This window comes from Polaromonas sp. P1_E1_2, assembly GCF_056406035.1.
The window spans coordinates 1-6430 of the sequence record NZ_JBFUAZ010000198.1; the positions used below are offsets into that span (position 1 = coordinate 1).

General features: G+C 60.5%; 7 protein-coding genes. 5 read left to right on the forward strand and 2 right to left on the reverse strand.

Annotated elements, in window-relative coordinates:
* Positions 1 to 691, forward strand: a 691-nt coding sequence (locus tag AC1D1P_RS11150; RefSeq protein ID WP_477673011.1) for a response regulator, incomplete at its 5' end; no start/stop codon positions are given.
* A gap of 8 nt (positions 692 to 699) precedes the next feature.
* Here AC1D1P_RS11150 and cqsA read toward each other — a convergent pair.
* A complete protein-coding gene (cqsA, locus tag AC1D1P_RS11155; RefSeq protein WP_477673012.1) occupies positions 700 to 1950 on the reverse strand; it encodes an alpha-hydroxyketone-type quorum-sensing autoinducer synthase in 1251 nt (416 codons plus the stop codon).
* Between the two features lie 219 nt (positions 1951 to 2169).
* Positions 2170 to 2613, reverse strand: a complete 444-nt coding sequence (locus tag AC1D1P_RS11160; protein ID WP_477673013.1) for a rhodanese-like domain-containing protein — start codon at positions 2611 to 2613, stop codon at positions 2170 to 2172.
* A 200-nt stretch (positions 2614 to 2813) separates the two neighbouring features.
* Here AC1D1P_RS11160 and AC1D1P_RS11165 point away from each other — a divergent pair, with 200 nt between their 5' ends.
* The 4 genes from AC1D1P_RS11165 to AC1D1P_RS11180 form a co-directional block, all read left to right on the forward strand.
* Entirely contained in the window at positions 2814 to 3704 is an 891-nt protein-coding gene (locus AC1D1P_RS11165) for a PPK2 family polyphosphate kinase (RefSeq protein ID WP_477668565.1), read from the forward strand.
* A gap of 152 nt (positions 3705 to 3856) precedes the next feature.
* On the forward strand, positions 3857 to 4966 hold the full coding sequence (locus tag AC1D1P_RS11170) for a TRAP transporter substrate-binding protein (protein ID WP_477668566.1): 1110 nt from the start codon (positions 3857 to 3859) through the stop codon (positions 4964 to 4966).
* Positions 4967 to 5043: 77 nt separating this feature from the next.
* Complete coding sequence (locus AC1D1P_RS11175) at positions 5044 to 5670, forward strand: TRAP transporter small permease subunit (protein WP_477668567.1); 627 nt, start codon at positions 5044 to 5046, stop codon at positions 5668 to 5670.
* 64 nt (positions 5671 to 5734) lie between these two features.
* Positions 5735 to 6430 (forward strand): TRAP transporter large permease subunit (locus AC1D1P_RS11180; protein ID WP_477673014.1); only part of this gene is annotated, 696 nt, incomplete at its 3' end.

Consider the following 6430-nt stretch of genomic DNA (forward strand, 5'->3'; position numbering starts at 1 on the left):
GGACTATTCCATGCCGGCCATGAGCGGGCTGAGGGTGTTGAGCGAGCTGACCGGGTGGTCGGGTTCGCGCGTTTTGCTGACAGGCAGGGCCGACGAGCAACTTGCCGTGTCGGCCTTCAACCGCGGGCTGATCGAACAATTCATTCCCAAGCAATCTCCGGAGATCCGGCTGCGCCTGACCGATGCGGTGCAGGCGCTGCTGCGACAGCCCGATCCCCGGCACCAGCAGACCTGGCGGGCGACGCTGTCCCGCGCGCAGCATGCGCTGCTGTGCGAAACATCCGTCGCGCAGGAGCTGGAAAACCTGGCGCTGCGGCAAGGCTGGATCGAGCATGTGGTGATCGGTGCACCCTTCGGTGTGCTGGCCCTTGACCGCAAAGGCAGCGTCAGCTGGTTGCAGCTGGAACCCGCCGGGAACCTGCCAGAGCTTGCCGAAATGGCGGCATCGCAAGGCTGGGATGCCTCGACCGTGAAGGACGTGGCGGCGGGCAGGAAACTCATCGATCTGGAACTGCAGCTGGCACTGGGCGCCGGCCACAAACCCCAGCCGCGCCAGGCCTTCGCCATCGCTTCCGGTCCGACCGTACTCCATGCGGCGCTTTTTACCGTCGGCGAGCCTTTTAACCCCGGCTTCATGAGCAGCCACGAGCGATTTATTGCCACCTCGGGTGAGAGACACCTTCAGGACTGACGCCGGCATCATGCCTCCTGGCCGGCCCGGGCGCGCCGTGCAATCGGCCAGTCCCATGGTTTCACGATCGGCGCGATCTCGCGTGCGACCGCTTCCACATGGTCCAGTTCGGAATCCATCAGCCCGGCATTCAGGGTTAACCTCATCATCGCGCGTTTGCTGCTGGTGGCCGGCGCGCAGAACATCGACGAAAACACGTTGCGCTCCTCCAGCCGGTCCCGCAACACCATGGTGTCGGATTCCAGTCCAACCTCCAGCGCAATGATCTGCTGGCTGCCCTGATGGATGGGATAGCCCAGCTCGCTCAAGGCAGACCGCAACCTGCGCGTGTGGGCGTGAAGCCTTGCACGCGCATCGTCGCTGTTGCGGATCACCTCCAGCGTGGCTGCAAGGCCGGCAATCTCGTGCGGCAGCAGGCTGGAGCTGAAGATATTGGGAAAGCTTGAACAGAGAATGTAATAGCGCATGTGCGCCGGCGCGGTAAAAAAGCCGGCCCGGCCGGCAAAAGCCTTGGCAAGGCTGGCGGTGATGAAGTGCACGCGGCTGGTGAGGCCCAACTCGGCGCACAGCCCCGCACCTTCCGGGCCGTGTGTGCCCAGCGAGTGCGATTCATCCACCAGGATCATGCAGCCGTGCTGCTCGGCCACATCGACAATTTCCCCCAGGGGACAGATGGCACCCGTGGTGCTGTACACGGAATCGACCACCACGATGCCAGGGCCGTTCCTGGCGATCATCCGGGCGAGATGAACCGGATCATTGTGGCGAAAAGCGAAAGCCGGGGCGCGCGCCGCATGGGCGCCTTCCCACAACGATGCATGGGCCAGCGTATCAAGGTATACAGGGGTCTGCGCATCGGCAATCGCCTGCAGCAGGCCGACATTGGCCGCATAACCCGATTGGCAAATGAAGCCGTCGTCCTTGCCGACCCAGGATGCCAGTGCCAGCTCCAGCGTGTGTGTGGGATGCTGGTTCAGGTGGAAGACACCGGACTGCACCACAAACTCCCGCTCCTTACGCAAGGCTTCCACCTGCGCGTGAACGATGTGCGGATGGCCAGTGACGCTGAGGTAGTCGTTGCCGTCCAGCCGGATGGCATTGGAGTCCGGTGTTTTGCCATGAAGCATGAACTTTCCGCTCCACTGCTGATTCCAGCGCGGCGTGAAGTCACGGGATATTCGCTGGCATAACTGGGCACCAAGGGCAGGGTTGGAAAACTGCGCGGCGTCAGGGGAAAGTTTGCGTTCGAGTACTTGCATGAGGGAGCTCCGTTAAAAAGGGGAACCCCATTGAAAGCGCTCAAACAAATTGATACTTCTTACCCCCTGTCAGAATTAACAGGGGGTACATCAATACACCAAATTTGCGACATCGTGGTGTGAACTATTCACCTCATTTTTAGGAAGTCCAACCGTCATTTAATTACATATTCAAGTTACAAAAAGTAGATGTACCGGCCACCGAAGGTGGCAGTCATCTCAACCCTGCTTCCACGGCAAGCCCCAAAAACGCCAGCCACCCTTGYGGCCGCGCTGCCCCTGCTCATCAGCATCGCCTTCAAAACCTTCGAGGATGTTGTAAGCCTGGACACCCAGCTCGGTCGCGCGTTTGGCCGCTGCGACCGAACGTACGCCGCTGCGGCACAACAGCACTGCCTTCTTGCCGGCAGGCACGGCGTCCTTCAGTCCTTCCTCAAAACCAGCATTGATCGCCATGCCCGGCCATTGCTTCCAGGCCAGAGGTACTGCGCCGGGCACATAGCCCACCCATTCACGTTCGGCGTCGGTCCGCACATCCACCAGCACGGCTTCACCCGACTGCATCCACTCAAAAGCCAGCTGTGGAGAAATATCGCCGGCATAACCGGAAGCAGGCTGGACACCAGGCCGCGCGGAAGCATTTGCAGAAGTGTTTTTTTCCATGACAGGGCCTCTCAGTTCAAATGTTGATCAACAGGCATATGGGCGTGTATGCATCTCATGGCAACGGCCCAAACCAGCAGATCAAGTTTATCCACCTGAAACCACCCATCAGACGGTGAGGGGCATAGGCTGGCCGCGCGCCCTCCTCACGTGGGCTGGGCATGCACAATCATCCTACCGATGAACTGCAGGAGACCCGGATGCCCCGCAACAACGCCGACACACCTTCTCCACAAGAGGTACAGCCTGGCAAGGCAAGCTTCAAGGCGCTGGCCAAAACCGTAGCCCCCTGGCAACCCTCCCCGACGAAGCCCAAGGGGTTTTCCCTCGCCAGCCTTGACCCGGCAGCCAAGCCGTTCTCGACGGGCGACAAGCTACGTGATAAAGCTGCCGTCGAAGCACTGGCCACGGAGATTGACGGATTGCAAAACCTGTTTTACGCGGACAAACGCTACAAACTTCTTGTGGTCCTGCAGGGAACGGACACCTCAGGCAAGGACGGGACATTGCGCGGTGTCTTTGGGCGCATCAGCCCGCTGGGCGTACGGACGGTCAGCTGGAAGGCTCCGACGGAAGATGAGCGGGCGCATGACTACCTGTGGCGAATCCATCAGCAGTTGCCGGGCACGGGGGAGATCGTGATTTTCAACCGCAGCCATTACGAAGATGTGTTGGTGCCGCCCGTCAACGGATGGATCACATCGGCACAAACAGCACAGCGGTTCCGGCACATCAACGACTTCGAACGCATGCTCTCGGAAACCGGTACGGTGATCCTCAAGTTCATGTTGCATATCAGTCCCGATGAGCAAAAGCAACGGCTGCAGGAGCGACTGGATGACCCCGCCAAACACTGGAAATTCAGCGCGGGCGACCTGGAGGTCCGCAAGCAGTGGAAGCAGTACCAGAAGGCTTACGAAACGCTGCTCCAGGCCACTTGCACTCCTTGGGCACCCTGGACCGTGGTGCCAGCGGACTCCAAGACGCATCGCAACCTGATGATCGCCACCCTCGTCCGGGCCAGGTTGCAGGAACTGAAGCTACGCTTTCCGCCGGGCGATCCGGCCCTCAGGGGGCTGAAAGTCACCTGAGCTCCTCGCGGGCTCCTGTCGGTCACGCACAAACAGTTTCACCCTGAGAAGGGGCAACAACCTGTAGCGTTGGTGGAAACCCTCTTTGTAAGGAATGGGCAAGACGGAATGATGAGTCCTCTTATCTTTTTCGAAACAACAGGAGACAAGTCATGACCGAGAGCAAAAGCCCCCGCAGGCGCGGCCTGCTGAAAGGCGCCGCGATTGCCGCCGGCGCCCTGTCCGCCCCCATGGTCGCCATGGCGCAGACAACGTCCTTTCGCTTCCAGAGCACCTGGCCGGCCAAGGACATCTTCCATGAATACGCCAACGATTTCGCGAAGAAGGTCAATGACATGGCCGGCGGCCGACTGAAGATCGAGGTGCTCCCCTCCGGCGCGGTCGTGCCGGCATTCCAGCTGCTCGAAGCTGTGAACAAGGGCACGCTGGACGGCGGCCACGGTGTGGTGGCCTACCACTACGGCAAGAACAACGCCCTGGCCCTGTGGGGCTCCGGCCCGGCCTTCGGCATGGACCCGAACATGGTCCTGTCCTGGCACAACTACGGCGGCGGCAAAGCACTGCTGGAAGAAATCTACAAGTCGATCAGCATGGATGTGGTGTCATACCTCTACGGCCCCATGCCTACGCAGCCGCTGGGCTGGTTCAAGAAGCCGATCGCCAAAGTGGGTGACATGAAGGGCCTGAAGTTCCGCACGGTCGGACTGTCGGTCGACATCTTCACAGCGATGGGCACCTCCGTCAATCCGCTGCCCGGCGGTGAGATCGTACCTGCGCTGGACCGCGGCTTGATCGACGCAGCCGAGTTCAACAACGCCAGTTCGGACCGTGTTCTGGGTTTTCCGGATGTGGTCAAAAACTGCATGCTTCAGAGCTTTCACCAGAGCGGAGAGCAGTTCGAGATTCTGTTTAACAAAGCCAAGTACAACGCGCTACCCGCCGAGCTCAAGGCAATCATCGACTACGGCGTGCAGGCTGCCAGCGCCGACATGAGCTGGAAGGCCATAGATCGCAATTCCACCGACTACGCTGAAATGAAAAAACAGGGCATCAAGTTCTACAAGACGCCCGACGCCGTGCTCAAGGCACAGCTGGAAGCCTGGGACAAGATCATCGAGGACAAAGCCAAGGCCAATCCGCTGTTCAAGAAGGTGATCGACTCGCAGAAGGCCTACGCCGCGCGCACCATCCCCTGGCAGAACGACTACATGGTCGATTTCAAGATGGCCTACAACCATTCCTTCGGCAAGAAGAAGGCCTGAGCCTGCGAGCCCCGGCGAAGCCGGCCAGCCGTCCAACCCTGGATGGCTGGCCTTTTTGATGGGAACACCGGTTCAAAATGAATACACAAAAAATCCTTCACACGGCTGATCACATCAGCACCTGGGTCGGGAAGGCCGCCGCCTGGCTCATCGTGATCCTCATGGTGGTCGTTTGCGCTGAAGTTTTCAAGCGTTACGCGCTCAACGCGCCCACCGCATGGATCTTCGACGTCAATAACATGCTGTATGGCACGCTGTTCATGCTGGGGGGCGCCTACACGCTGGCGCATGACGGCCATGTGCGCGGCGACTTCTTCTACGGCAACTTGAAGCCCCGCACGCAGGCCTGGCTGGACCTGGTCCTGTACATCGTCTTCTTCCTGCCCGGGATTATGGCGCTGACCTGGGCCGGCTGGACATACTTCAATGAGTCACTGGCGATGCGCGAACAAACCTTCAACGCCACCCCTATCCCGCTGTATCCGTTCAAGTTTGTCATCCCGGTGGCTGGCACCATTGTGCTGATGCAGGGGCTGTCCGAGATCCTGCGCTGCGTCGTTTGTATCCGCACCGGCATCTGGACACCGCGGCTCAAGGACGCCCAGGAATCCGATGTGGTCGCGCAGCAGCTGGCCGGCAGCGAGTTTGTCGATGAAGAAGCCAAGCTGCTGGCCATCGAAAAATCCGCCGGCCTGAAAGGTTGAACATGAATCGCCCGGCCGTTCCGAAGATTCATGGCACCGCAGCCCACAGGGCGGAGGTCTCCAAATGAGCAACGCAGTCCTCGGCATGACCATGCTCGGCCTGATCGTGGTCGTCATCATGATGGGCTTTCCCACCGCATTCACACTCATGGGCCTGGGCATGGCGTTCGGCTTCGTGGCCTTCTACGATCCGTCCACCCATTTTTGGGAAAACAGGATCTTCGACCTGATGGTCCAGCGCGCTTTTGGAGCGATGACCAACGAGACCCTGTTATCGATTCCGCTGTTTGTGCTGATGGGCTATGTGATGGAGCGCGGCGCGCTGGTGGACAAGATGTTCCATAGCGTGCAGCTGGCGTTCCGCAGCGTGCCCGGCTCGCTGGCGGTCACCACCCTGATCATCTGCACGTTCTGGGGCATCGCCAGTGGCCTGGTGGGCGCTGTGGTGGTGCTGATGRGCGTGATCGCCATGCGGCCCATGCTCAACGCCGGCTACGACACGCGGCTGGCGGCCGGCGTGATCACCGCCGGCGGCACGCTGGGCATCCTGATCCCGCCCTCGGTGATGATCATCGTCTACGCCGCCGTCGCCGGCCAGTCCGTGGTCAAGCTCTACGCGGCGGCCATGTTCCCCGGCTTCTTCCTGGCCCTGCTCTACCTGGTCTACATCGTCGGCTGGGTCATGCTCAACCCCAAGATCGCGCCCAAGCTGCCGCCGGAGCAGAACCGCGCGCCGGTGCCGCTCTGGCTGCAGCAGGTG

Bases quoted from the DNA above. Each gene is read 5' to 3' on its own strand.
- cqsA (WP_477673012.1), bottom strand. From the start codon at position 1,950: ATGCAAGTACTCGAACGCAAACTTTCCCCTGACGCCGCGCAGTTTTCC.
- AC1D1P_RS11165 (WP_477668565.1), top strand. From the start codon at position 2,814: ATGCCCCGCAACAACGCCGACACACCTTCTCCACAAGAGGTACAGCCT.
- AC1D1P_RS11170 (WP_477668566.1), top strand. From the start codon at position 3,857: ATGACCGAGAGCAAAAGCCCCCGCAGGCGCGGCCTGCTGAAAGGCGCC.
- AC1D1P_RS11175 (WP_477668567.1), top strand. From the start codon at position 5,044: ATGAATACACAAAAAATCCTTCACACGGCTGATCACATCAGCACCTGG.